The sequence below is a fragment of the Blastococcus sp. SYSU DS0510 genome, assembly GCF_054050835.1.
Map to the genome: position 1 here is coordinate 39150 of NZ_JBJHAC010000019.1, position 24771 is coordinate 63920.

25 protein-coding genes are annotated in these 24771 nt (G+C 72.0%); 10 read left to right on the forward strand and 15 right to left on the reverse strand.

Annotated features, from left to right (window positions below):
• Positions 1-515: 515 nt before the first annotated feature.
• From ACI79P_RS15595 to ACI79P_RS15615, 5 genes are all read right to left on the reverse strand, one after another.
• Positions 516-1922: an Nramp family divalent metal transporter gene (locus ACI79P_RS15595; RefSeq protein ID WP_456581960.1), complete on the reverse strand. Its 1407-nt coding sequence runs from the start codon at positions 1920-1922 to the stop codon at positions 516-518.
• 254 nt (positions 1923-2176) lie between these two features.
• A complete protein-coding gene (locus ACI79P_RS15600) occupies positions 2177-3982 on the reverse strand; it encodes an IlvD/Edd family dehydratase (protein ID WP_456581961.1) in 1806 nt (601 codons plus the stop codon).
• Positions 3983-4091: 109 nt separating this feature from the next.
• Positions 4092-4841 carry a FadR/GntR family transcriptional regulator gene (locus ACI79P_RS15605; RefSeq protein ID WP_456581962.1) on the reverse strand — a complete coding sequence of 250 codons (750 nt, stop codon included), beginning with the start codon at positions 4839-4841 and terminating at the stop codon, positions 4092-4094.
• 129 nt (positions 4842-4970) lie between these two features.
• Positions 4971-5273, reverse strand: a complete 303-nt coding sequence (locus ACI79P_RS15610; RefSeq protein WP_456581963.1) for an SDR family oxidoreductase — start codon at positions 5271-5273, stop codon at positions 4971-4973.
• Positions 5249-5485 carry an SDR family NAD(P)-dependent oxidoreductase gene (locus tag ACI79P_RS15615; protein WP_456582011.1) on the reverse strand — a complete coding sequence of 79 codons (237 nt, stop codon included), beginning with the start codon at positions 5483-5485 and terminating at the stop codon, positions 5249-5251. Before ACI79P_RS15615 ends, ACI79P_RS15610 begins: the two co-directional genes overlap by 25 nt.
• A 646-nt stretch (positions 5486-6131) precedes the next feature.
• On the opposite strand from ACI79P_RS15615, the gene larE reads away from it, so the two are divergent.
• A complete protein-coding gene (larE, locus tag ACI79P_RS15620; RefSeq protein ID WP_456581964.1) occupies positions 6132-7013 on the forward strand; it encodes an ATP-dependent sacrificial sulfur transferase LarE in 882 nt (293 codons plus the stop codon).
• Here larE and ACI79P_RS15625 read toward each other — a convergent pair.
• The 7 genes from ACI79P_RS15625 to ACI79P_RS15655 all read right to left on the reverse strand — a co-directional run bounded on the left by ACI79P_RS15625 (position 7010) and on the right by ACI79P_RS15655 (position 14244).
• The gene (locus ACI79P_RS15625; protein ID WP_456581965.1) at positions 7010-7768 is read right to left on the reverse strand and encodes an SDR family oxidoreductase; all 759 of its coding nucleotides are present in this window, start codon (positions 7766-7768) and stop codon (positions 7010-7012) included. The genes larE and ACI79P_RS15625 overlap by 4 nt on opposite strands.
• A 76-nt stretch (positions 7769-7844) precedes the next feature.
• Positions 7845-8732: a dihydrodipicolinate synthase family protein gene (locus tag ACI79P_RS15630; RefSeq protein WP_456581966.1), complete on the reverse strand. Its 888-nt coding sequence runs from the start codon at positions 8730-8732 to the stop codon at positions 7845-7847.
• A gap of 2 nt (positions 8733-8734) precedes the next feature.
• Positions 8735-9709: a sugar kinase gene (locus ACI79P_RS15635; protein ID WP_456581967.1), complete on the reverse strand. Its 975-nt coding sequence runs from the start codon at positions 9707-9709 to the stop codon at positions 8735-8737.
• Positions 9706-11151, reverse strand: coding sequence for an Nramp family divalent metal transporter (locus ACI79P_RS15640; protein ID WP_456581968.1), 1446 nt, complete (start codon positions 11149-11151; stop codon positions 9706-9708). Before ACI79P_RS15640 ends, ACI79P_RS15635 begins: the two co-directional genes overlap by 4 nt.
• A gap of 91 nt (positions 11152-11242) precedes the next feature.
• Positions 11243-12526: an alpha-hydroxy acid oxidase gene (locus ACI79P_RS15645; protein WP_456581969.1), complete on the reverse strand. Its 1284-nt coding sequence runs from the start codon at positions 12524-12526 to the stop codon at positions 11243-11245.
• 179 nt (positions 12527-12705) lie between these two features.
• Positions 12706-13650, reverse strand: a complete 945-nt coding sequence (locus ACI79P_RS15650; protein ID WP_456581970.1) for a phosphoglycerate dehydrogenase — start codon at positions 13648-13650, stop codon at positions 12706-12708.
• A 135-nt stretch (positions 13651-13785) separates the two neighbouring features.
• The gene (locus tag ACI79P_RS15655) at positions 13786-14244 is read right to left on the reverse strand and encodes an anthrone oxygenase family protein (protein WP_456581971.1); all 459 of its coding nucleotides are present in this window, start codon (positions 14242-14244) and stop codon (positions 13786-13788) included.
• A gap of 241 nt (positions 14245-14485) precedes the next feature.
• On the opposite strand from ACI79P_RS15655, the gene ACI79P_RS15660 reads away from it, so the two are divergent.
• A complete protein-coding gene (locus ACI79P_RS15660; RefSeq protein WP_456581972.1) occupies positions 14486-14800 on the forward strand; it encodes a hypothetical protein in 315 nt (104 codons plus the stop codon).
• Positions 14801-14983: 183 nt separating this feature from the next.
• Here the strand turns inward: ACI79P_RS15660 and ACI79P_RS15665 are convergent, their stop codons facing one another.
• The gene (locus tag ACI79P_RS15665) at positions 14984-16918 is read right to left on the reverse strand and encodes an acyl-CoA dehydrogenase family protein (protein WP_456581973.1); all 1935 of its coding nucleotides are present in this window, start codon (positions 16916-16918) and stop codon (positions 14984-14986) included.
• 366 nt (positions 16919-17284) lie between these two features.
• A complete protein-coding gene (locus ACI79P_RS15670; protein WP_456581974.1) occupies positions 17285-17419 on the reverse strand; it encodes a hypothetical protein in 135 nt (44 codons plus the stop codon).
• 183 nt (positions 17420-17602) lie between these two features.
• Here ACI79P_RS15670 and ACI79P_RS15675 point away from each other — a divergent pair, with 183 nt between their 5' ends.
• Positions 17603-18523 carry an alpha/beta fold hydrolase gene (locus ACI79P_RS15675; RefSeq protein ID WP_456581975.1) on the forward strand — a complete coding sequence of 307 codons (921 nt, stop codon included), beginning with the start codon at positions 17603-17605 and terminating at the stop codon, positions 18521-18523.
• Between the two features lie 35 nt (positions 18524-18558).
• Here the strand turns inward: ACI79P_RS15675 and ACI79P_RS15680 are convergent, their stop codons facing one another.
• On the reverse strand, positions 18559-19275 hold the full coding sequence (locus ACI79P_RS15680; RefSeq protein ID WP_456581976.1) for a CPBP family intramembrane glutamic endopeptidase: 717 nt from the start codon (positions 19273-19275) through the stop codon (positions 18559-18561).
• Positions 19276-19277: 2 nt separating this feature from the next.
• On the opposite strand from ACI79P_RS15680, the gene ACI79P_RS15685 reads away from it, so the two are divergent.
• The 7 genes from ACI79P_RS15685 (at position 19278) to ACI79P_RS15715 (ending at position 24634) form a co-directional block, all read left to right on the forward strand.
• The gene (locus ACI79P_RS15685; RefSeq protein ID WP_456581977.1) at positions 19278-19664 is read left to right on the forward strand and encodes a hypothetical protein; all 387 of its coding nucleotides are present in this window, start codon (positions 19278-19280) and stop codon (positions 19662-19664) included.
• On the forward strand, positions 19661-19861 hold the full coding sequence (locus ACI79P_RS15690) for a DUF6186 family protein (RefSeq protein ID WP_456581978.1): 201 nt from the start codon (positions 19661-19663) through the stop codon (positions 19859-19861). The genes ACI79P_RS15685 and ACI79P_RS15690 overlap by 4 nt, the downstream gene beginning before the upstream one ends.
• Positions 19862-20297: 436 nt before the next feature.
• Positions 20298-20783, forward strand: a complete 486-nt coding sequence (locus ACI79P_RS15695) for a hypothetical protein (protein WP_456581979.1) — start codon at positions 20298-20300, stop codon at positions 20781-20783.
• A gap of 290 nt (positions 20784-21073) precedes the next feature.
• Complete coding sequence (locus tag ACI79P_RS15700) at positions 21074-21232, forward strand: hypothetical protein (protein WP_456581980.1); 159 nt, start codon at positions 21074-21076, stop codon at positions 21230-21232.
• Positions 21233-21285: 53 nt separating this feature from the next.
• Complete coding sequence (locus ACI79P_RS15705; protein WP_456581981.1) at positions 21286-22059, forward strand: hypothetical protein; 774 nt, start codon at positions 21286-21288, stop codon at positions 22057-22059.
• Positions 22059-23882: a fumarate reductase/succinate dehydrogenase flavoprotein subunit gene (locus ACI79P_RS15710; protein ID WP_456581982.1), complete on the forward strand. Its 1824-nt coding sequence runs from the start codon at positions 22059-22061 to the stop codon at positions 23880-23882. Before ACI79P_RS15705 ends, ACI79P_RS15710 begins: the two co-directional genes overlap by 1 nt.
• The gene (locus ACI79P_RS15715) at positions 23879-24634 is read left to right on the forward strand and encodes a succinate dehydrogenase/fumarate reductase iron-sulfur subunit (RefSeq protein WP_456581983.1); all 756 of its coding nucleotides are present in this window, start codon (positions 23879-23881) and stop codon (positions 24632-24634) included. Before ACI79P_RS15710 ends, ACI79P_RS15715 begins: the two co-directional genes overlap by 4 nt.
• Positions 24635-24771 lie beyond the last annotated feature (137 nt).

Consider the following 24771-nt stretch of genomic DNA (forward strand, 5'->3'; position numbering starts at 1 on the left):
TATGCCCCGGGTCAAGGTCGCCCCGGCCACCCGCTTCCCCGCGCCCTGCGACGCCGCTCCCGCGGTGGGAGACGTCCGACGATGGATCGCGGAGGCCGCGTGCGGTGGGATGGACCATGATCGTTACGGACGAGGAACGGGGGCACGTGACGTCCCTGGCACCCGCTGCAACCGGCTGACCGCCGGGCGGTCGATGCCCTGGAGGAGAGGCTGGCCGGCGTCGCGAGGCTCGACGTCGCGTTGTCCGGGGGGCGTCGACTCCTCGGTGGTCCTGGCGCTGGCCGTCCCGGGCCTCGGTAGCCGAATGCTTTCTGGGGCGGGGACGCGATGAGAGCCCACCTGCTGCAGACGGAGCAGGACATCGAACGCCATCTGGGCAGCCGGGTGGACACGCTCGCGTCGCCGCACTGACCGCCGGACCGCCGGACCGGTGACGCCGGCCGGCCGAGTGCGACCGCACGTGCACGGGGGGAGGCCGCCGTCGGCGACCTCCCCCCGCTCACGCGGCCGGTGGCTCAGGCGAACGTGAGCCCGAAGACGCTGAGGAGGGTGTAGATGCCCAGCAGCGCGATGGCGATGCTGCTCACGATCAGCGCGATGTTGAACGGCGTACTGCCGTAGACCCGCTGATCCGTCTCGGTCTTGCGCAGGTACCAGACGGCGATCACGACGGCCACCAGGAAGATCCCGGTCATGACGCCACCGATCTGCACCATGATCACCGGCGACTGGATCAGCAGGTAGGCCACACCCCAGATGATGGGGAGGGCGACGGTGAAGACGCGGATCCACTTGAGCCGCGCCACCGGGTCCTGCCAGTCGAGCACGCCCATGGTGGCCAGCAGGTTGACGTACATCCGCGACCAGCTGGGGATGGCTGCCCACATCGTCGAACCCAGGACTGCGATGGCGCCGACCAGGAACAGGATGCTGGACCAGGCACCGAGGGTGTCGGTGTAGATGCGGGACAAGGTGGTGATCATGCCGTTGCCCTCGGGGACGAGCCCCTGCGGGTTCAGCACCGCGGCACCCATCAGGTAGAAGGCCAGGGTTCCGAAGGTGTAGACGACCCAGGACACGGCCGCGTCCTTGTACATGACCTTGATCCACCCGTTGGCGCGGCGGGCCCACTCCTCGCTGCCGTCGTTGGGTCCGGCCCAGCGGGCGTAGCCCTTCTCGACGCACCAGTAGGTGTAGAAGGTGATCTCGTCGGCGCCCACACCGGTGATGCCGAACATGGCGATCGCGGCACCCAGCGCGCCGGCCGGGATCAGGAACGTGAGCCCGCCGGCCAGGTCGTCGCCGCCGTACGCGAACGGCGTGAACGGCAGACCCAGGGCGATCAGGATCGTGATGATCGAGAACAGCACGACCAGGAACACGGCACCGCGCTCGATGAGCGAGTACCTGTTCGAGTACAGCAGCGCGATGCTGCCGGCGGCGACGATGGTCGTCCACACGAGCAGGTGCGAGAAGGCCAGCGGGTCGCCGCCGAAGGGGAACAGGATGCTCAGCGCAACGGCGACACCGCCGATGATGCCGCCGAGCTGGAGGAGCTTGCTGAGGGCCAGCAGCGTCCAGAGGATGTTGACCCAGCCGAGGCGCCCGATCTTGGGCGGCACCTTGTTGTAACCCGTGAGCGCGGGCTGCCCGGTCGCGATCGTCCACCGCGCCAGCTCGACCTGGACGGCCACCTTCACCAAGGTGCTGAAGATGACCAGCCAGAGGAGAGCGAACCCGGCCTCGGCGCCGAGCGCGGTCGTGGCGATGAGTTCCCCCGAGCCCACGATGGACGCGCTCAGGATGAGACCCGGGCCGAGGTACCTGAAGCTCGCCTTCCAGCCGACCGGTGGCTCCTTGATCCCCTCGGGGGTCAGGGTGTACCGGTCCACCCGGTCGACGTCGGCTACTGCTTTTGCCATGCCGGACTCCTCGACTCATCAGTCATCAGATGTACTCAGATGTGACGAGGATCATGCGAAACCGGAAGGTCACCGTCAATGGTTACGGCTGCCTCTCGTAACTGGGTCCCGCGACCGACCTGCTCCCCCGCGCGGCGGGCAGCGCACCGTCACAGAATCGTGACCGAGCAGCCTCGCGCCGGGACGGGGCGACGGGCTGCGCAGTCATCGGCCCGCGCGGCCAGGGACGCAGCCAGTGCAGGGCGGACCCGAGCTCAGTGGTTGTCCCTGGGCACTCCCATGGACTGCGCGATGCGCTGGAAGCGGACGGCGGGCTTGAGGACCATCCCCTCGGAGAGCTGGTCGACGGTGGCGCGCTGGATCTCCTGCCACGGCGTCTGCGACGCAGGAACCGGGAATCCCCCCGCCGCTGCGAGGTCCCGGATCCGGGCCTCGAGTTCTTCATCGTCGATCAGGACGTCGGCCCGGCGCCGGGGCAGGTCGACGCGCACGCGGTCCCCCGTCCGCAGCACGGCAAGCCCGCCGCCGAGCGCCGCCTCCGGCGACGCATTCAGGATCGACGGCGACCCCGAGGTGCCCGACTGCCGCCCGTCCCCCACGCAGGGCAGGTGGTGGATCCCCTGCTTGATCAGCGCAGCCGGCGGCTGCATGTTCACGACCTCCGCGGCCCCCGGATAGCCCAGCGGGCCGGCGCCCCGGACGAACAGGATGCAGCCGTCGTCGATGGCGAGGTCGGGGTCGTCGATGCGGGCGTGGTAGTCCTCGGGCCCCTCGAAGACGATGGCCCGGCCCTCGAAGCAGTCGGGGTGGCGGGGGTCGGACAGGTAGCGCTCGCGGAACTCCGCGGAGATGACGCTGGTCTTCATGATCGCGCTCGCGAACAAGTTGCCGCCGAGGACGATGAAGCCGGCGTCGGGCAGCAGCGCGTCGTCGAAGGTCCGGATGACGTCGGCGTCCTCGGACGCGGAGCCCCGGCAGTTCTCCCCGATCGTCCGGCCGTTGACCGTGAGGGCGTCCTCCTTGATCAGGGAGTGGCGCATGAGCTCGTGGACCACCGCCGGAACGCCTCCGGCACGGTGGTACTCCTCACCGAGGTACTCCCCCGCCGGCTGCAGGTTGACCAGCAGGGGGACGGTGAGCCCCAGGGTCTCCCAGTCCTGCACCTCCAGCGGAACGCCCATGTGCCTGGCGATGGCGTTGAGGTGGATGGGCGCGTTCGTCGAGCCGCCGATCGCGGAGTTGACCACGATGGCGTTCTCGAACGCCTCGCGGGTCATGATGTCCGAGGGCTTGAGGTCCTCCTGCACCATCTCGACGATCCGCCGACCGGTCAGGAACGCCACCCGCCCGCGGTCCCGATGCACGGCGGGGATGGCCGCCGACCCCGGCAGGCTCATGCCGAGGGCTTCGGCCAGCGAGTTCATGGTCGAGGCGGTGCCCATGGTGTTGCAGTGGCCCGGCGACGGGGCGGACGACGCCACCAGCTCGACGAACTCCGCCTCGTCGATCTCGCCGGCCGCGAGCATCTCCCGGGCCTTCCAGATGATCGTTCCCGATCCGGTGCGCACGCCGCGGAACCACCCGTTGAGCATGGGCCCCCCCGACAGCACGATCGCGGGGATGTTGACGGTCGCCGCCGCCATGAGCAGCGCAGGGGTGGTCTTGTCGCAGCCGGCCGTGAGCACCACGCCGTCGAGCGGGTAGCCGTAGAGGACCTCGACCAGCCCCAGGTAGGCGAGGTTGCGGTCCAGCGACGCGGTCGGCCGCTTCCCGGTCTCCTGGATCGGGTGCACGGGGAACTCGAAGGCGATCCCTCCGGCCTCGCGGATGCCCTCCCGCACACGCTCGGCCAGGACGAGGTGGTGCCGGTTGCAGGGAGACAGGTCCGAGCCCGTCTGTGCGATACCGATGATCGGCCTCCCCGACTGCAGCTCCTCCCGGGTGAGCCCCCAGTTCATGTAGCGCTCGATGTACAGGGCCGTCATCCCGGGGTTGTCCGGGTTGTCGAACCACTGTTGGCTCCGGAGGAGCCGGCGGTCACGGTCGCGAGATGCCTTCACGATCACTCCCTGTGCGGTTGGCCTGCCTGCCGGTGCGGCGCAGGCATCGGGCCCGGGTGCGGGCCGCAGCGAGCCTTGCAACGGCGCGGACGGAGGTGGGTAGGCGTGCTCACGAAGCCTCCCGATCGGTGGCCGGTCCGTCGAGGACGCCCGCGGAGGAGCGGAGCCGGTCGATGACCCGATGGGTCTCGGCGAGGTGCTCGCTCATGCTGCGCCGTGCTGCGGCCTCGTCGCCCGCGGCGACCGCGTCCAGGATCGCCGAGTGCGCCGCAATGGCGGTCAGCCGCATGTCGGGCTCGAGCGAGGTGTGCACGCGCACCTCCCGGACCAGCTCTTGGACCGGCTGGAGCAGTGCCGCGAGGAACGGATTGCGCGCCGCGGTCACCAAGCCGTCGTGGAAGTCGATGTCGGCGGCGGAGAACTCGACGACATCACCCTCGTCGTGCGCCCGCCGCATCCGGTCGATGCAGCGGCGGAGACCCCCCAGGTCCGCCTCGGTGCGCCGGTGGGCGGCCAGCTCGACAGCGCCGACCTCGACGATCCGCCGGGTCTCGGTGAGCTGCTGCGCCACGTCCGCGGAGTCCCCTTCCAGTGCGGCGCGGCTCCTGAGGAGCACCGGGTCGAGCGCGGCCCACCGCGCAGGGGGGTTGACGAAGGTCCCGCGGCCCTGCTCCACACTGAGGACGCCCTTGTCGCGCAGGACGCGTACGGCCTCGCGCAGGGTCAAGCGGCTGACCCGCGCCTCCTCGGCCAGGACCGACTCCCGCGGCAGTCGGCTGCCCGGGGGATACCGGCCGTCGGCGACCGTGGCGAGCAGGTGCGCCGCCACGTCGTCGGCCAGTCCGCGCCGTCCAGTCACAGGATCCGCCCCGGGTCAGTGCTCAGAGATCTGACCAGTCACGGTATCCCGCCGCGAAGGCCAGTCAAGCGCCCTTCGAGCGACCGGGCGATGGGAAGGGTCTCGTCGGGGAACTCTTCGGCGGCGCCGTCAGCTCCTGGACGGCAGTCGCAGCCCGGTCAGCCCCCCGTCGACGGTCAGCGCGGTGCCGGTGGTCGCACCGGACCGCGGGCTGGCCAGGAAGGCGATGGCGGAGGCGACCTCATCGGCGGTCGCCAGCCGTCCCGCCGGCTGGGCGGCAGCCCCACCTGGGCGGCGACGGAACAGGTGTGGACGACCGCCGCGGCAGGCGACCGGCGCAGGTGGGGCAGAGCGGCCGGCGCTCCGGACCACCGCCTCGACCACGGCCTCGACCGCGGCCGTATCGGTCACGTCGGCCGCCAGGACCGGCACGCCATCGGCTGTCGGCCGGCGGTCCGGTCGAGCGCGGAGACGGTCGCACCGTGGGCTCGCAGCGTCGCGGCGGTGGCGGCGCCGATGCCGGAGGCGCCCCCGGTGACCAGGGCGACCAGGCCGTCGAACTCGTCGACCGCCGGGCTCGTGCGCGCCGGCTCACGGCCGGCGGGTGACGCGGTCCACGGCGTCCCTCTGCGATCACGGCGCAGCGACCAATCGCTGCCGCTGGGCGCCCAGCCCCCTGGATGGACAGCTCCACGGTGTCACCGGCCCGCAGGTAGCGCTGCGGATCCTGGCCCATGCCCACGCCGGCAGGGGCCCCGTGTTGATCAGGTCGCCGGGCTCCAGTACCAGGAACTGGCTGAGGTACCAGACAGACAAGGTGCGGAACCGAGAAGATCGCCGTCAGCTCGCCGCGGTCGAGCGCGCCGCGAAGCCGCTCCAGCCCATCCGCGGCGAAGAAATCGGGGGTGTAGTCCTCGCAGACCCCGGACGCCTCCAGGACGGCCCATCCGGGCCTTCCACGCACGGGCGCTCGGCACCGGGCTCGCCGATCCTGAGTGGTCTCACGGGCGTCATCCCCCAGCCGACTCGATCCCGCCGGACGGGCAGTCACTGCCGGCCGACCAGGGGCCCGGACGCTGGGTGACCTCGTTCACAGGGGTCAAGCCGGCCGTCCACGGCGTGGGACGGCCCGGACCATGCGGGGCGCCCGGCGAGCGGCGGACCGCTGCAACCGCGTGCGCGTGCCGGCGGCAACTCATCGCGCTCCGGTGACCGGGACCGGCCACTACCCTGGCGATCGACGACGGGACCGCTGTGCCGCCGGGGCATGACGAGGGACGGGGTGGTGGGTTGTCTCTGGCATCGCTGGACGCCGAGGACCGCCGGGCGGTCGACAGCCTCCAAGAGGGGCTGGCCGGCATCGCCCGGCTCGGCGTCGCGTTCTCCGGGGGTGTGGACTCCTCGGTCGTGCTCGCCCTTGCCGTGGCGGTTCTCGGTCCTGATCGCGTGCTGGCCGTTCTCGGAGTCTCACCCAGCCTGGCCGCCGACGAGCGCGTTGCGGCTCATCGGGTCGCGGCCCACGTCGGAGCACCCGTCGTGGAGGTCGAGACCTTCGAGGGGGATCGGCCCGCCTACCGCCGGAACGGCCCGGACCGCTGCTTCCACTGCAAGGACGAGCTCTTCGAGCGGATCTCGCAGGACGTCGTCGCCCGTCACGGCCTCACCGCGGTCGCGTACGGGGAGAACGCCGACGACGCCCGGCGACCGGATCGTCCCGGGGCGCGCGCAGCCACCGAGCACGCCGTCCTGCGCCCCCTGGCCGACGCCGGTCTGGACAAGGCCGCGGTGCGCCGGATCGCCCGGGCGCTGCACCTGCCCTGCGCGGACAAGCCCGCGGCCCCATGCCTCGCCTCGCGGATCCCGCACCACAGCGAGGTCTCACCGGAGAAGCTCGCCCAGGTGGAGCGGGCCGAGGCCGCCCTGCGACGCATCGGCCTGGGGGATCTGCGGATCCGCCACCACGGGGACGTCGCCCGCCTCGAGGTGCCGGTGGAGGAGCTGCCGGCGCTGGTCGGGTCCCCGCGCCGGGAGCAGGTGATCCAGGCCGTGCGGGCGGCCGGGTTCCGCTTCGTCGGCCTCGACCTCGCCGGCATCCAGTCCGGAGCCTTCACCCTCCCGCTGGTGGACGTCCGCGAGGGGGCGGCCCGGCCCGAGCCCGCACCGGGCGGCTAGCTTTCGCCGACCTCCGCCCGCCAGTCCCGCACCGCGGTCGGCTGGATGGTGAGCAGCTCCACGCTGGCCCGTTGCGGCAGTGCCGCGACGAACAGGATCGTGGCCGCGAGGTCCTCCGGCTGCAGCATGGTGGCCCGGGCCTCGGGCGAGGGCGGCGAGGGACGCTTGTCCAGGATGGGGGTGGCGACCTCCCCCGGGCAGATCGCGCAGGCCCTGATCCCGTGGCGCCGCTCGGCCAGGTTCACCGTCTCGGTGAAGGCGTTCACGGCCGCCTTCGCGGCGGAGTACGCCGGGCCGCTCAGGGCGCTGGGACGGTAGCCGGCGATCGAGGACACGTTCACCACCGTGCCGGACTGCTGGCTGCGCATGACCGGCAGCACGGCCTGCGTCACGAGGAACGTGCCGGTGAGGTTGACCTGCACGACGGTGGTCCAGTCGGCGGCGGACACGCTGGCCAGTTCCCGCTGCGGGACGTTCAGCCCGGCGTTGTTCACCAGCAGGTCCACCCGGCCCCAGCGCTCGACGACGGCGTCGACGACGGCCGGCACCGCCTCCGGGTCGGCCACGTCCACCGGGGCCGCGAAGGCCGTCCCCCCGGCCGATGTCACCGCGCGCACGACCTCGTCCAGCGGTTCTCGCCGCCGCCCTGCCACAGCCACCCGCGCACCGTTCCGGGCAAGGGCGATCGCGGTCGCCTCGCCGATCCCGGAGCCGCCCCCGGTGACGACGGCCACCTGTCCGTCCAGCTGTCCCATCCGGCCCTCTCCCCTTCCGTCCACGACGCCGTCCGGCGCCGCGCCCCGTCGGTCCGTCATCTCACCCGCCCGCTGTTCAGCGGCCGACGGCCCCTGCCGTCGCCCGTCCGGCCGCGGCGGCCGCGTCGAAGGACGGCGGGACGGGGACCAGAGGAGGGCGCACGGTTCCCATCGGGTGGCCGTGGCGCACCTCGGCGACGCGTTTGAGGACGCCGGCGGAGGTGTGCTCCTTCGTCATCGCGCGCACGCGCTGCAGGTGGTCCGACAGCCGCGCCGCCTCCGCCGACCGCCCGCTGCGGACGTGCCCGTACAGCGCGACGACCTGCTCGGGGACGATGTTCGCCAGCGCCGAGATCGAGCCGTGGGCGGTCAGCAGGCGGGCGGGCAGGTCGTCCTCCGTGCCGAGGAGCACGCCCTTCCCCGCCGCGTGCACGGTCTCGGCGTAGCCGGCCTCTCCGCTGGAGTCCTTGACCCCCCACACCGGCAGGCTGGTCACGAGCTCGGCCGGGACCGGGACCGCGTACTTGGGGATGTGGTACACGACCACCGGGTGGCGGGTGGCGGCCAGGACGCGTTCGTAGAACCGCCGCAGGCCGTCGATCGGCACCGGCTTGAAGTAGTAGGGCGGCAGCACCATGACCGCACGCACCGGCACGTCCTGGAGGTACTCCAGCAGGTCCAGCGTGTCGGGCAGGTTGCCCTCCGCGACCGTCGGGACGACCTGCAGCCCGCCCGCCTCGGGGATCAGCGCGTCCAGCAGCGCCCGCTTCTCCGCCGCGGCGATCGAGGGCCCCTCGCCGTTCGTGCCGAACGGGATGATCCCGGTGACCCCGTGACCGGCGAGCCACCGCACGTGCCCGAGATAGGCGTCGACGTCGATGTCCAGCCGCTCGTCGTCGCGGAAGGGGGTCACGTTGGCGACGTAGACGCCCTCGAGGACGGCGGCGGGGTCGGCGGTGTCCATCGTCATCTCCCGAGGTCGACGGTCTGGTCCAGGAACGCGGTCAGCTCCGCCCGGCTGGGCAGGCCCTCGTAGTCGCCGAGGTTCTGCACGCAGAAGGCGCCCATGGCGTTGGCGGTCCGCAGGCGCCCCGCCGGCTCCAGGCCCCAGAGGCTGGCGGCGAGGTAGCCGGCGGCGAACGCGTCCCCCGCCCCGATCGGGTCCAGCTGGCGCGCCGGGAAGCCCGGGGAGCTCAGCCGCTCACCGTCCACAACGGCCACGCAGCCGCGGGCGCCGAGCTTGAGGACCACCGTGTCGGGACCGGCGTCGGCGAGGCGGTCGAGACAGGTGTCCTCGTCCCAGCCCCACAGGGCCCGGGCCTCCTCGTCGCCGACGAAGAGGACGTCGACCTCCGGGAGCAGGGCCTCGGTAGCCGCCCGGGCAGCCGGCGGGTCCCACAGCCGGCTGCGGTAGTTCACGTCGTAGCTGACCCGGACCCCTGCCTGCCGGGCCGTCCGCGCCGCCCAGGCGAGGAACTCGGCGGACTCCGGCGAAAGCGCCCCGGTGATCCCCGTGAGGTGGAGGAAGGCGGCCCCGTCGAGGATCGCTGGGTCGAACGCGCCCGGCGCCAGCGTCGAGCCCGCCGACCCGCGGCGGTAGTAGTAGACCCGGAGCGCGCCGGCGACCTCCTCCCGCAGGTAGAGCCCGGTCGGCCGGTCGGGGACCCGCCGGACGGCGCTGGTGTCCACGCCCTCCGCACGGACCCGGTGCAGGACCAGCTCTCCGGGCTCGTCCTCGCCGAGTGCGCTGACCCAGCTCGCCGGGATCCCGAGACGGGACAACCCGATGGCGACGTTGCTCTCGGCTCCGCCGATGGACAGCGTCACCGCGTCGGCGTGCCGCAGCCGGCCGGGGCCCGTGGGGACGACCAGGACCATCGTCTCCCCCGCGGTCACCACCCGCCGGCGCGGCTCGTCACCCCCCGTCCCCCCCGGACTCACCCGCCGAACAGGTTCTGCAGCTGCTGGTTGAAGGTGAGGGCCGTCAGCGCCCCGAAGACCAGGAACGCCACGACGAGGGCGGCGATGCGTCCGGCTCCGGGCCGGATCTCCTTCGGCAGCGTCCGCTTGTTGAGCATGATCAGGAGCGCGGAGTAGACGAACATCATCAGGCCGCCGGTGACCGCGGAGATCACCAGCAGCACGATCGGCTGGGTGATCCCCGACAGCAGCACGACGGAGCCGGTGATGATCAGGCCCCACACCAGCGCGAAGTAGATCTTGCTCTCGTTGGCATCCTTGACGTAGATCGTGGCGATCACGTCCGCAGCCAGCCGGGCGGTGTAGTCGACGATCCCCAGCGCGGCGGCGAACAGCGAGATCGCGCCGATCACCCAGAAGAAGGTTCCGAACCAGCCCCCGACCGCCTCGTTGAGGGCTTCGCCCTCGGCCTGGATGAACGTGATGTCACTGGCCAGGCCCTCCTGGCCGAACACGGTGGCATAGGCCAGCAGCGAGGTGAAGGTGATCGTCACGAAGGTGATGAGGACGAACGTGGACAGCTGCTCGAGGTTGGCGAACCTCCACCAGCGGTTCCACCTGCCCATGTTCTCCTGGGTCGGCTCGAAGATGAACCCGGTCGACGGCTTGGCCTCGGGGTGCCCGGTCAGCGGGCTGACGATCTTCGGCACGTAGGAGCCCATGCCGAACCCCTTGTCGCGGATCCAGTTGCTCTGGCACAGGTTCTGCCCGCCGCCGGCACCGGCGAAGGCCAGCGCACCCATCAGCAGCGCGAAGCCGAGCGCCTCGATGGGCAGGCCGGCCTCGGTGACGATCTGCGGCGTGTCGGCCCAGGCGTCCGGGCCGATGGCGAAAACCGCCGCGACGGCGAGCAGGAGGATGACCGCGATGACCTTGAACCACTCGATCTTCTCGAGCGCCTGGTACACCACCGGCGCCAGCGTCAGGGTGACGCCGATGAGGAGGAGCATGCCGATGGCGATGGGCACCACGTCACCGCCCACCAGGTAGGTGACCAGGGTCGCCGAGCTGGTCACCCACCCCGGCCAGAGGTTGGCGAACAAGGCCAGCATCGCGAATACCAGCCCCCAGTGGCGCCAGTAGCGGCTGAAGCCGGTGAGTGCGGTCTCCCCGGTGGCGAGGGTGTACCGCTCGATCTCCATGTTCAGGAAGAACTGGATGGTCAGGCCCACGAAGGCGGCCCAGACGAACACGAGGCCGACCTGGGAGGCGATGTAGGGATAGAGGATGAACTCTCCGCTGGCCAGTCCGACCCCGGCCGCGATGATGCCCGGCCCGATGACGTGGCGGAAGCTCGCCGGCGGCTCGGGCATGTCCCGCACAGCCGGCGCTGCCAGGTGCTTGGTCGGGAAGAGGTCCACGACGGAGGACATCCGTCCCCCCGGCTGACGGGTCGATGCCATCGTGTCCTCCTGTGTCCTGCACCACAGTTGAAAGGGGGTCCATTGCCGCACGTCCGCGCCCCGACGGCAACCCCCGTGCGCCCGGCGCCGGTCAGACCGAGACGTTGGGATAGTCCCCGGTGCCGTGCGGCGAGAAGGCGACGTGCCGCACGCCCAGGTCCTCGCTGCGCCGGACGCCGAGCAGCTGCATCGAGCGCTGGTACTCCTCGGCGAGGATCTCGTAGGCACGGAGGACGCCGTCCCGGCCACCGGCCATGAGGCCGTACAGATAGGCGCGGCCGATCATGGCGGCGTCCGCGCCGAGGGCCCGGGCGGCCACGATGTCCTGGCCGTGCAGGATCCCGCCGTCGATGAGGACCGTGGCCTGCCGGCCGACGGTCTCGCGGATCGCGGGCAGCACATCGAGGGTCGCGGCCGTGCGGTCCAGCTGGCGTCCGCCGTGGTTGGACACGATCACGCCGTCGGCCCCGTGCTCCATGATCTCGGCGGCCGACGCGGGGGTGATCACGCCCTTGACCAGCAGGCTGCCCCGCCAACGCCGCCGCAGCCAGTCCAGCGACGTGAGGTCGAGGCCAGGGTCGAACAGCATGTTGGCGACCTGACCCGGGGTCGGGTTGCCCGGGACGCCGCTGAGGGAGGCGAACCGCAACCCGCCGGTGGTCAGCTTGTTGAACCACCACATCGGGAAGCGGGACATGTTGAGCACCGTCCTGGCCGTCAGGGTCGGCGGGATGGTGAGCCCGTTGACCACGTCCCGGCGTCGCATCCCGGACACCGTGGTGTCGACGGTGAGCACGATGGTCGAGTACCCGGCCGCTTCCGCTCGGGACAGGAGGTCCTCGTTGACCTCCGGAAGGGCGGTGTAGTAGAGCTGGAACCACAGGTCGCCGTCCGGCGCCGCCGCCCGCACGTCCTCGATCGAGGTCGAGCCGACCGTGGAGAGGGCGTACGGGACGCCGACGTGCTGGGCCACAGCGGCCACGGCGGCCTCCCCGTGGTGGTGCATCATCCGGGTGTAGCCGGTGGGCGCGAAGACGAGCGGCATCGCGATGCGCGACCCGAAGAGCTCGACGCCCGGATCCGGCTCGGCGACCGACCGCAGCGCGTCCGGCTGGAAGGTCACCCGCCGGTAGGCGGCGACGTTGCGGGCTGCGGTGATCTCTTCCTCGGCCGCGCCGTCCACGTAGTCGAAGACCGCGCGCGGGGTCGTGCGCGTGGCCGCGGCCCGGAGGTCGCGGATGGACAGCGCGTGCTCCAGCCGCCGGGGCGTGCGGCCGAGCCGCGGCCTCCGGAACTGGACGACCTCACGGAGCTCGGACCACCTGGGCACCTGCCGGGCGATCGACACCGGCTCGAGTGGCGCCCTGTCCACCATGTCCCCACCTCCGTGCGCATCGGGAACCGCTGCCGGCCGGGTTCCTGCGCCATCCAGGGTCGCAGGCCCCGCCCCGCCCCGCCCGTCGCCCGCCGGGATCGGGTCCTGGCGCCCGGGGGCCGGGGTCGGTGGCCACGCCGCGGGCAGCGGGCAGCGGGCAGCGGGCGCCTACGCGTCGGTCAGCGGTCCACGACGTTGCGCAGGTCCCGGCCCGCCAGCAGCGCCGCCACGTTGGCGGCGACCAGGTCGTCGGCCCCCACCGGCCGGCCGCCGGCCGCATGCGGGGTCAGCACGAGGTTCGGGGTTTCCCAGAGCGGGGAGTCGGCCGGCAACGGCTCGGTCTCGGTCACGTCGAGCGCGGCGCCGGCCAGGCGGCCCTCCGTGAGGGCGGCGACGAGCGCCGACTCGTCCACGGTCGAGCCGCGGCCGACGTTGACCACGTAGGCGTGCGCCGGCAGCGCGGCCAGCCGGCGGGCGTCCAGGGCACGGTCGGTCGCGGGCGTCGACGGCAGGATCATGATCAGGACGTCGGTTCGTCCGAGTTCCTGCTCCAGGCTCTCCTCGGCGACGACGACGAACCCGGAGCGCTCCCCCGCGCTGCGCGCCGCGCCCCGGACGGCGGCCCCCAGTGCGGACAGCACCGGTGCGAGGGTCTGGCCGATGGCGCCGAACCCCCAGACGAGGACACGGGCACCGATCAGGGTGGTGACCGGGCCGCTCTCGGGGCGCAGCGGCTGCAGTCCGCCGAGCTCGTCGGCCCAGCGGTGGTCGGCCTGCGCCCGCCCGGCCGCCGGCAGCCGGCGCACGAGCGCGAGGGTGAGCGCCAGGGCGTGCTCGGTGACGGTCCGGTCGTGCAGGCCCGACCCGGCCGTGATGGTGACGTCGTCGGGGAACCCGGCGGCGAGGACGGCGTCCGGCCCGGCGGCCAGCGTCTGCACCCAGCGCAGCTGCGGCATCCGGCCGGCGACCGCGGCGAGATGGGCGGAGGAATTTCCCCAGACCACCATCGCCTCGGCGTCCAGGTGCTCGTCGGGGACGGGAGCCGAGGCGTCGTAGACGACGGCGACGACGCCCTCGGGCAGGTCCGGGTCCAGCGGGACCGAGTCGGGGAGCAAGAGCTTCATGGGGGTGCACCTCCGGCGCCGATCCTGCTCCCCGCGGTCAAGCCGGGCGAGGCCGGGCGAGGCACCCGGGGGCTGGGCGCCCGGGGCCTTCCTCCTGGAAGACCGCAGTGGCCTCCGACCGGATGAGACGTCAGCTCAGGACTTCCGGTCCATCAGAGCCGACGCAGCCCCGACGGTCGCAACAACACCGAGCGCCACCCGGAGGTGGTGCCACCGTGCCCACCGCTCGAGCAAGGATGCGGTCTCGGCGTCGGCCAGGTGCTCGGCCGTGAAGCGGTGATTCATCGGCTCGTTGACGGTGATGGTGATCGCGACGACGCCCGCTGCCGCTCCCGCGGCCACGGACGCCGCCCCGGCTCGAGTGCCCTTCGCCGTCTGGACGACGGCCGACGCCGCGTTGACGGCGGCTGCGCCCGCGGCGAGAGGAAGCATCAGCCTCCGGATCCGGCCGGAGTGGGCCGCGAACCAGGTGCGGAACTGTTCCGGCGGCACGCCGCGCCAGAACGGGAGGAGCACGACGTCGATCAGGGTCATGCCGCCCGCCAGGAGCCCGGCCAGGACGGCTGAGACAAGAGCAAGGACACGCGCAACCACGCCGGGCACTATCCACCCCCCGTCGCATGAGCAACAGGTTGATCCATGCGGTGCCGGTTCCGGGCCGACTCGGCCAGCCCCCTTCCGACCGTGATCGTCGGCTCGAGCGCCACGAAGGACGACAGCGGTGATCGCGGCGCGCCGTCGGCCTGCGAACGGAATGGACGGAGTCCATGGCCTCTACTCCACCGTCAGTGCGCGGTGGAGGCTATGGCTGCCCCAGACACACCGGGAGGGCCCCATGAGAATGATGCTCAGGGCGGTCATCGACACCGAGGCGGGAAACGAGGCCATCCGCAACGGGTCCGTCGCTCAGATGTTGGAACAGATGGTGAAGCAGCTCAATCCCGAAGCCGCCTACTTCCACGACGAGGATGGCCAGCGGGCCATGACCGTGGTGTTCGACATGGCCGATCCCTCGCAGATGCCGGCCATCGCCGAACCCCTGTACCTGGGCGTGAAGGCGCGGGTATCGATGGTCCCCTGCATGAACCTCGATGACGCGCACAGGGGACTCTCGCAGCTCCCACCAGAGCTGACGTCGCCCGGCGCCTGACCGGAACGCTCCGTCGAGCAGCGACTGCTGCCCCCAGCTGTCCGCCGTGTGAGCCCAGCGGGCTGCAGGGCGCCCTTCCGCAGGAGAACCGAACCCGGTCGGCCCGGACTGCACACCGGAGGCCACAGCAGGGTCCTGCCACGTCTCCAGGGCGCGCCCGGTGCCACCGGCCGCGACCGTTCCCTACCGCGGGGCCTCGACCTGCACGGGGGCCGGAGACGCCCGGAACTGCGCGGCGGCCGGCGGGGCGTGCGTCGGCATCATCGGACCCTCACCCGCCGGGTCGAGCACCCCCTCCTCGAACCACGCATATCGGCCGGAGAGAACCTTCTGCGCAGCCTTGTACTGAGCGTGGTCGTCGTTGGCCCACAGCTCGGCGAACAGCCGGTCGGCCCGACGTCGGGCCTGGCCGCAGAACAGGTCGGCCAGTTCCATGGCCTCATCCCGGCGGTCGGGCCGCTCCCGCCCGATGGTGCTCGCATAGACGCACGCGCACGCGATCGCGTGGAGCTCGGCACCGATGTCGACGATCCGGCCGAGCAGGTGACCCTTCTGCTCGAGGCGCCCCTGGTAGCGGCTCATCGCGTAGAAGGTCGAGCGCGCGAGCTTGCGGGAGTGGCGCTCGACGTAGCGCACGTGCTTGGCCAGCCGCCCGAACTCGGAGAAGGAGCCGGGCCGCTGACCTGCTCCCACGGTCAGCGTCGGCAACCACGTCGCGTAGAAGGCCCCTGCCCTCGCGGCGGCCTTCGCCTTGTCGGCCGGACGGGAGTCGCCGAGCACCAGGTCCCCCGCCACCCTCAGGTGCTCGTCGACGGCCTCACGGGCGATCAGCAGGTGCATGATCTCGGTGGATCCCTCGAAGATGCGGTTGATGCGCATGTCACGCAACATCTGCTCGGCCGGTACCGGCTTCTCGCCGCGCCGGGCGAGCGACTCGGCGGTCTCGTAGGCCCGCCCTCCGCGGATCTGCACCATCTCGTCGACGGCGGTCCAGCCGAGCTCCGAGGCGTACAGCTTCGCCAGGGCGGCTTCGATCCGGATGTCGTTGCGGTGGTCATCGGCCAGGCGGCTGGACACGTCGAGCACCGCCTCGAGGCCGAATGCCGTCCCCGCCAGCCAGGCGAGCTTCTGGGCGATCGGGTCGTGCTTGCCGATGGGCTGACCCCATTGCCTCCGTTCGGCCGACCACTCGCGCGCGATCTTCAGCGAGTACTTCGTCGCCGACAGGCAGAACGCCGGCAGCGACAGGCGGCCGGTGTTCAGCGTGGTGAGCGCGATACGCAGCCCCTTGCCCTCGCCGCCGATGACGTCCTCGCGGGGGACGACGACGTCGTCGAAGCGCGTCACCGAGTTCTCGATGCCCTTGAGGCCCATGAACTGGTTGCGGTGCTCGACCGTGACGCCCTCGCGGTCGCACGGGCAGAGGAACGCGGTGATGCCGCCCCTGTGGCCGTCGGACTCCGGGACGACGGCCATGACCACGACCACGTCGGCGATGGCGCCGTTGGTCGCCCAGAGCTTCGTGCCGTTGATCCGGTAGCCGGTGCCGTCATCCGTCGGTACCGCAGTGGTGCTCATCCGCGCCGGATCTGAGCCGACGTCCGGCTCGGTCAGCAGGAACGCCGAGATGTGGTCCCTGGCCAGCCTGGGTAGCCATTCGCGCTTCTGCTCCTCGGAGCCGAACAGGCGCAGCGGCTCGGGCAGGCCGATCGACTGGTGCGCGGAGAGCAGCGTCGAGATCGACGAGTGCCAGGTGCCGGCCATGGCCAGGGCCCTGTTGTAGTAGACCTGGCTCAGCCCGAGACCGCCGTACTCCACGGGGATCTTCATGCCGAGGGCGCCCAACTCCTTGAGGCCCGCTATGACGCTCGGGGGGATCCTCGCCTCGCGCTCGATCTGCTGCGGATCGACATGGTCGGTGAGGAAGGCACGGAGGCGATCGAGGAACGTCTCCCCCACCGTCACCGCGGCCGGGTCGAGCTCGGGCTGCGGGTGGATCAGGTCGAGGCGGAAGTTGCCGAGGAAGAGCTCCTTGCCGAAGGATGGCTTCGTCCACTCGGTCTCACGGCCGGCCTCGGCGACCTGCTTCGACTGCTCGTACGACGGATGCGACGCCATGCACCACGATCGCCCCTGTCCCCTCGTGCGGCAATGGATCTCGGCGCGTCCTCCGCGGCGGCCGCGCCGTACGGTCCGAAGGGGTGTGCGCCTGTCGCGGGTCGCCCTCGGACACCAGCTGACGCACGCCTCGGAGTCGGCGTCGTAGTGGACGATCGACGTCGCCCCGTCCGAGCCAGGAGGCGCTGGGCCTCGAACGCCCGCTGCCCGTGCCCATCGTCAGTCGGCAGGTACTCGTGGGCCTCGCGGCGGTCGGCCGGCACCTGCTCGTACTCCGCCGAACTCCGTGTCGAGCGCTTCGGCGTCCAGGCCCACCGGCGGCGTGGCGCTCCTCGACCGCGCCGGCACCGGTGGACCGTTCGTGCGTCACGCCGGCGCGGAGTCGTCCTCGTCCTCCACCAGGTCCTGCGGCACTCCCTCGGACGGCTTCGCATGCCGGCTGGGATCGAGCTCCTGCGCCAGTCGCTGCTCCACCCCGCGGGTCTCCTCCGCATCCGTCATGCCCACCACTGTGCCCCTGCCCGGGCGCGCCGTCGATTCGTCGGGGGCTGCACCGACCCCGTCCGCGTCGCCGAGCGGTGGCAGGAGCCCTATCCGGGGTAGCTCTGCGCCACCGCGGGTAGGCACGTCCACGACGCGCTGCGCTTCGGTCGTGCGTCGTCCTCGTCCCGCACGGAAGGTGCCATGCTGACGGTCGACGGCTTCACGGTGTCCGAGACGCTCGTCGACGTCGGTGACGGGCACCGCCTGTACGTGCAGGACTGGGGCACGGGGGACGCGCCCCCCGTGCTGTTCCTCCACGGCGGTCCCGGCGTCGGGGCCAGCGACGACTACAAGCAGTACTTCGACCCCTCGCGCCAGCGCGTCCTGTTCTGCGACCAGCGCGGCGTCGGACGCAGTGAGCCGTACGGGTCGCTGCAGGACAACACCACCGACCACCTCGTCGCGGACATCGTCCGGGTTCTCGACCACCTCGACGTGGACGACGCCGTCCTCATGGGCGGGTCCTGGGGCTCCTGCCTGGGACTGGTGTTCGCCGTGGCGCACCCCGAACGCGTCCGGGCGCTCGTGCTGTACGGATTGCTGACCGGCCGGCAGCAGGAGTCGGAGTGGCTGAACCAGGGCCGCTGGAGGACCTTCTTCCCGGAGGTGTGGCAGTGGTACCTGGACCGGACGCCGGGTGAGCACCACGACGACCCGACGAGCTACCACTTCGCCCGGATCCTGGGCTCGGACGCAGCGCAGAGCAGGGAGTCGGCGTACGCCTACACGACGGCGGACAGCGCCGTCATGCACCTGGACGACCGCTTCGCGCCGACGCCGCTCGCGGACGACTTCGACGCGACGCCGGCCCGCCTGCAGGCGCACTACTTCACCAACAACCACTTTCTGCCACCGGACCACGTCCTGGACAACGCCCACCGGCTGACGATGCCGGTCTACGTCGTGCAGGGCAGGTACGACATGATCTGCCCGCCGGTGAGCGCGTACGAGCTGGTGCAGCGCGTGCCCCGTGGCGAGCTGGTCTGGGCCGTGAGCGGCCACGGGCCCGACCGCGAGAGCTGGAACCTGCTGCGCACGCTGCTGCTCGAGCTCACGCAGTAGTCCGGGCACGGACCGCAGTAGCCGGCGCGGCGTCCTCACCCGAGACGGTGGGCCGCGGCTGCGGCCAGCGCGCCCAGGCTGTTCGTGGCCAGGTGGAGCAGGACGGGAGCCAACAGGCTGCCGCTGCGGAGCCGCAGCCAGGCGAAGAGGATCCCGGCCGCCGCCGTGAAGGCGCAGCCCAGGAAGACGGCGGTGAGCAGCCCCGCCGACCCGCCGGCCACCGTGTTGGCCGCCGCCGCGCTCAGGGTCGGGCGGATGTGCCAGATGCCGAAGAGCACCGCCGACACCGCGACGGCCGCGCGCGGCGGGAGCAGCCGCATCAGCGCCGCCAGCAGGACGCCGCGGAAGGCCGTCTCCTCCCACACGACGGTGCCGAGCGGGATCCGGACCAGCGCCTGGTAGGCGACCTCGGCGGAGCCGGCGTCCGCGAGCCGTGCGTCCGCCAGCAGGGGGCGGATCGCCGGTACCGCGAGTCCGACCGCGTACCCGGCGGTGACCACGGCGACGCACGCCCCGCCCCACCGCAGCCCGGCCCGGGCACGACGCGGGTCGAACCCCAGTTCCTGCCAGGTGAGGCCGGCGAACCGCGCTCCCGCGAGGAGCAGGCCCGTCGCCGCCAGGTTCACCGCGACGTAGGACTGCGGGTAGCCCGGCATCCGGGTGATGACGACGTTGTTCCAGGCGCCGAGGAGCACGGCGACGGAGGCGGCGAACAGGAGCCCGCCCCGGCGGCCTGCTGCGCGAGCATGCACGCGTGAGGTCTTCCCCGTCCGCGCGCCGGCTCACCTCCGGGGCCATAGCGCTGTCCTGCGCCGCCGCGGTCATGGCCTGGGGCGAGCTGTCGGTGGGTGCGCTCCTCGCGATCGGCACCGCAGGCACCGCCGTGGTCGTCGTGGGGCTGCTCCGGCAGTCCGGCGCGGCCGCTCCGCCGGTGGGGCGGCGAGGGCTGCCGTGGCTCGCCCTCGTGCTCGCCGCCCTGTCCTGGGAGCTGGTGACGCTCGCCGACGACGGGCTGCCGACGGCGAGCGATCTCGCGGACCCCCTCCTCGCCGAGCCGCTGCTGCGCGGCGCCGCCACCGTGTGCTGGCTGGCCGCCGGGGCCTGGCTGATCGGTCGTGAGCGGCGCGGGCCCCAGCGATGACGCACGGCGATCTCACGAGCTCGGCCGGCTTCCTGGGGCTGCTCCTCGTCGCTCTGGCCCTCGAGGTCTCCGCCCGCCTCGGACTCGGTCCGGCCCGAGCGAGCGAGGCCGTCCGCGCCGCGATGCGGACGACGCCCGGCCGTGCCGTCGTCCTGCTCACCTGGCTCTGGCTCGGCGTCCACTTCCTGGCCCGTTGATGCGGTTGCAGCGGCCGGCCCCGGGCGGCAGTTCCCGAAGCCGGGAAGGGCCGACGATGCCGGCCTGGACGACGGGAGACGATGCTGCCCGCATCGCCGGCCTCGTCGCCGACGACTGGGGGATGCTCGTCGAGTCCGGCGAGCTGACCCGCGCGGCCAAGAGTCCGGTCGGCCCCCCGCCGCTCCGCGTCGACACCGCGTTGGGGAACCGGACGAGTGTCCCCGGCGCGGGTGCCGCCAGAGATGGCTGGTATCCCGTCTGCGCATCGTGCTCGTGATCCGGGGGTCGGTGCGGCATGCTCCGTTGCGGCCGTGCGCCGTCAGAGGGGAGCGACCTGTGCCGTGGAGGTGGTCGGCCGGACCGGCTCTGGCCCTGTCCGGCGGTGCGATCTGGACCCTCCACGCCCTGTGGTTGAGTGCTCGTCCGGAGGGTTGCGTGGGAGCGGACTGCCGTATCCCGGGGAGCTCGAACCGGCCGAGCGAGGACCTCGCCTGGCTCTTCCTCCTGTCCGTCGTGGCGCTCGCGGTGGCGGTGAGCCACCTCGCGGGCGGCCCCGAGGCCCCGGGACGGGGAGCACTTCGTGCCGGCGCTGCCCTGCTGTGGGCCGGCGCCGTGCTGCTCGCGGCGGGCATCGCCGTCCATGCCGCTCTGCCAGGGGACTCACCGCTGTGGTGGCTGCACGACACCGACTCGCTCGGCCGGCTCGTCCCGGTCGCCGGCGCCCTGCTGACGGGGGTGGGCGGACTACGGGCCGGCGGCGCGTTGCGCTGGTCGGGCTGGGCCTTGATCATCTCGGCCGTCGTGTCTCTCCCGTTCAACGCGCAGGACGACCGGGTGCTCCTGTCGGTTCCCCTGGGGGTGGCCTGGCTCGCCCTCGGGATCTCGTGCGCCGCGCAGGAGGAGAACCTGCAGACGGCGTGAGCAGCCGGCTGGCCGCTGCCCAGGTGTCGTCCTCGGCGAGGCCGACGACTCACCTCGCCTCCGGGTGGCGCCAGGACCGCAGGAGGGGTCGTGATCACACGTACCGCAGCCGAGGCCCTTTCCTCCCTTTCACGTCCGTGGTCGACTGCGGTCCGGCGCCCCTTCCGGCGGCGCCAGCAGCCACTCTGGGGGCAGCGATGTCTTTGGATCAGGACGTAGCCGCGGCTCGTCAAGCCGTGGAAGGCCTGGAAACGGCCTGTCTCAGGGTCACGAGGCACTTCGGGGACACCGTGGACGCGCGCCGGCTGCGGCTCGACGTCGCGCGGCTGCGCGACGACCTCAACCTGCTGTGCGGTGCGCGAACCCGCACCACGTACGACCCCGTCGCGGCCGTCTACGGGGACGGGGACGACGACGGCCTCGGCGGGTCGGGCCGCATCCGCCGGTGACCGCCACAGCGCCCCGCAGGTCCGGGGCCGTGTCCCCGGGGCACGGGAACGGGATGCCGGCACCGCGTCGTGCCGCGATCGCCGAGCGGACCTTGCGCACCGACCGGTGGTGGCTGCAGCCGCTGATCACCGTCGTGGTCCTGGTGCTGTTCATCGCGTACTCGACGTTCCGGGCCTTCCAGAACGCGTACTACTACGCCTCGCCCTACATCTCGCCGTTCTACTCGCCGTGCGTCACCACCCGCTGCGAGGGCGACAGCTTCCCGGAGCTCTTCACCGGGCCGGCCTGGATCTCCCCGGCCCTCTACATCCTCGTCCTGCCGTTGGGCATCCGGCTGACCTGCTACTACTACCGGAAGGCCTACTACCGGTCGTTCTGGCTGTCCCCGCCGGCGTGCGCGGTCGCCGAGCCGCACCGCAGGTACACCGGTGAGACGCGGTTCCCGCTGATCGGGCAGAACGTGCACCGGTACTTCCTCTACGCGGCGCTGCTGTTCAACCTCATCCTGTTCTACGAGGCCTTCCGCGGGTTCCAGGACGAGACCGGCGAGTGGGGCCACATGGGCCTGGGCACGCTGATCCTGCTGGTCAACGCGGTGATGCTGTTCCTGTACTCGCTCTCGTGCCACTCCTGCCGGCACATCGTCGGCGGGAAGCTGAACTCCTTCTCGAAGCACCCGCTGCGGTACAAGGCGTGGGGCCTGGTGTCGAAGCTCAACGCCCGCCACATGCAGTACGCCTGGATCTCTCTGTTCACCGTCGCCTTCGCCGACTTCTACGTCTTCCTCCTGGCCACCGGCACGATCACGGACCTGAGGTTCTTCTGATGGAGCTCGAGCAGCACGAGTACGACGTCGTCGTCGTCGGGGCGGGGGGTGCGGGTCTGCGGGCCGCCATCGAGGCCCACGAGTCCGGCGCGCGGACCGCCGTCGTCTGCAAGTCCCTGCTGGGGAAGGCGCACACGGTCATGGCCGAGGGCGGGATCGCCGCGGCCATGGCGAACCTCTACCCGGAGGACAACTGGCGGGTGCACTTCCGCGACACCATGCGCGGCGGGAAGATGCTCAACCACTGGCGGATGGCGCAGCTGCACGCGCAGGAGGCGCCCGACCGGGTCCGCGAGCTCGAGGACTGGGGCGCGCTGTTCGACCGCACGCCGGACGGGCTCATCAGCCAGCGGGATTTCGGCGGTCACCGCTACGCCCGCCTGGCCCACGTCGGCGACCGCACCGGGCTCGAGCTCATCCGCACCCTGCAGCAGCGCACCGTGGCGCTCGGCATCGACGTCTACATGGAGTGCACGGTCACCCGGCTGCTCACGGAGGGCCGGGGCGGTGGGGCGGGTGGTCACGGGGCCATCACCGGGGCGTTCGGGTACTGGCGGGAGTCCGGGCGGTTCGTCGCCTGGCAGGCGCCGTCGGTGGTGCTCGCCACCGGCGGGATCGGCAAGAGCTACAAGGTGACGTCGAACTCGTGGGAGTACACCGGCGACGGTCACTCGCTGGCGCTGCAGGCCGGCGCGACGCTCGTGAACATGGAGTTCGTCCAGTTCCACCCGACCGGCATGGTCTGGCCGCCGTCGGTACGCGGCATCCTCGTGACCGAGAGCGTGCGGGGGGACGGCGGCGTCCTGAAGAACTCCGCCGGCAACCGCTTCATGTTCGACTACATCCCGGACTTCTTCCGCAAGGAGACGGCGGAGACCGAGGAGGAGGCCGACCGCTGGTACGAGGACAAGAAGAACAACCGGCGCCCGCCCGAACTCCTCCCCCGCGACGAGGTGGCCCGTGCCATCAACAGCGAGGTCAAGGCCGGGCGCGGCACGCCGCACGGCGGCGTCTACCTCGACATCGCCTCGCGGCGGTCGGCCGAGTACATCCGCAAGCGGCTGCCCTCGATGTACCACCAGTTCAAGGAGCTCGCCGAGGTCGACATCACCGCCGAGGCGATGGAGGTGGGGCCGACCTGCCACTACGTCATGGGCGGTGTCGAGGTCGACCCGGACACGGAGGCCGCGCGCGTCCCCGGGCTCTTCGCGGCCGGTGAGGTCGCCGGGGGCATGCACGGGTCGAACCGGCTGGGCGGCAACTCGCTCTCGGACCTGCTCGTGTTCGGCCGGCGCGCCGGGGCGGCCGCCGCGGAGCACGCCCACCGCCGCACGGACCGGAGGGAGCTGCCGGACGAGGTGCTGACCGACGCCGGGCGGGCGGCGCTCGCCCCGTTCGAGCGGGAGGGCGGCGAGAACCCGTACACGGTGCAGCACGACCTGCAGCAGACGATGCACGACCTGGTCGGGATCATCCGTACGGCGCCCGAGATGGAGCAGGCGCTGGAGCGCATCGCGGCGCTCAAGGACCGGGTGGCGAACCTGTCGGTCGAGGGGCACCGGCAGTACAACCCGGGCTGGCACCTCGCGCTCGACCTGCCGCACATGCTCGTCGTCAGCGAGTGCATCGCGCGGGCCGCGCTGGAGCGGCAGGAGAGCCGGGGAGGGCACACCCGGGACGACTTCCCGGCCGCCGACGCCGAGTGGGCGACGACCAACCTCGTCTGCTCGCGGGCACCCGACGGCTCGGTGGCGCTCACCCGGCAGCCGCTCCCGCAGATGCCCTCCGAGCTCGCCGAGATCTTCGAGGAGATCCCGGCATGAGCTACGACGCGACCTTCCGGGTGTGGCGGGGGGACGCCGCCGGCGGTGACCTCCAGACGTTCACGGTGGCGGTGAACGAGGGCGAGGTGGTCCTCGACGTCATCCACCGCCTGCAGGCCACCCAGGCCGGTGACCTCGCCGTCCGCTGGAACTGCAAGGCCGGCAAGTGCGGGTCGTGCAGCGCCGAGATCAACGGCCGCCCGCGGCTGATGTGCATGACGCGGATGAGCACGTTCGACGAGGGCGAGACGGTGACCGTCACCCCGATGCGGACGTTCCCCGTCATCCGTGACCTGGTCACCGACGTGTCCTTCAACTACGAGAAGGCCGCCCAGATCCCGGCGTTCGCGCCTCGGCCGCGCGAGGCGGACGGCAGCCACCGGATGCAGCAGGTCGACGTCGAACGCTCGCAGGAGTTCCGCAAGTGCATCGAGTGCTTCCTCTGCCAGGACACCTGCCACGTCATCCGCGACCACGAGGAGAACAAGCGGAGCTTCGCCGGGCCCCGCTTCCTCATCCGGCTCGCCGAGCTGGACATGCACCCGCTGGACGAGCGGGACCGCCGCGACGCCGCCCAGGACGAGTTCGGCCTCGGCTACTGCAACATCACCAAGTGCTGCAGCGAGGTCTGCCCGGAGGGCATCCACCTGACCGACAACGGCATCATCCCGCTGAAGGAGCGGGTGGTGGACCGGCGGTTCGACCCGCTCACCTGGCTGGGGTCGAAGATCGGGCGGCGACCGCCGCAGTGAGCCCCCGGCGATCGGCGGGGTGTGGTCAGCCGGGAGGGACGGGCCCCCTGCGGCAGGACGTCGTGGCCGGGCGGTCGTAGGGAGAACACCGGATGTACCGGTCCGGTCTCCTCCCTAGCGTTCGGGATGCCGCCGAA